Annotated in this window: 2 tRNA genes and 2 rRNA genes; all 4 read left to right on the forward strand. The window is 47.4% G+C overall.

Going from position 1 to position 643, the window contains the following annotated elements:
• Nucleotides 1-102 (forward strand): 16S ribosomal RNA (locus tag ACFPOH_RS10805); the annotation flags it as partial.
• 69 nt (nt 103-171) lie between these two features.
• Nucleotides 172-248 (forward strand) — tRNA-Ile (locus ACFPOH_RS10810).
• A gap of 7 nt (nt 249-255) precedes the next feature.
• Nucleotides 256-331: transfer RNA gene (locus ACFPOH_RS10815), tRNA-Ala, on the forward strand.
• A gap of 198 nt (nt 332-529) precedes the next feature.
• Nucleotides 530-643: ribosomal RNA gene (locus ACFPOH_RS10820) — 23S ribosomal RNA — on the forward strand; the annotation flags it as partial.

Consider the following 643-nt stretch of genomic DNA (forward strand, 5'->3'; position numbering starts at 1 on the left):
AGGTAACCCTCCGGGAGCCAGCCGCCGAAGGTGGGACAGATGATTGGGGTGAAGTCGTAACAAGGTAGCCGTATCGGAAGGTGCGGCTGGATCACCTCCTTTCTAAGGATATAAACGGAAAACATTAGCGTTTTGTGTTCAGTTTTGAGGGTTTATAAAACCTCAAAATATGGGCCTATAGCTCAGCTGGTTAGAGCGCACGCCTGATAAGCGTGAGGTCGATGGTTCAAGTCCATTTAGGCCCACCATATTTTTGGGGCATTAGCTCAGCTGGGAGAGCGCCTGCTTTGCACGCAGGAGGTCAGCGGTTCGATCCCGCTATGCTCCACCATATATTCCATACTTGTATGACATTCGCAGATGAAATGATTCATCTCGAGGTTATACCGGATTAGAATATTGCTGTTGTTCTTTGAAAACTGGATAAACGACATTGAAAGTAAGTAATTTACTGTAAAGTTCTTACGCTTTTCTGATAGAAAAGCAAACCATCAAGGGTTACGAGGCGCAAGCAAGTCGTAAGCCGCAAGGTTAAGTTAGTAAGGGCGCACGGTGGATGCCTTGGCACTAGGAGCCGATGAAGGACGGGACTAACACCGATATGCTTCGGGGAGCTGTAAGTAAGCTTTGATCCGGAGATTTC

Origin of the sequence: Ureibacillus suwonensis, assembly GCF_042655065.1 — a bacterium.
Lineage (GTDB): Bacteria > Bacillota > Bacilli > Bacillales_A > Planococcaceae > Ureibacillus > Ureibacillus suwonensis.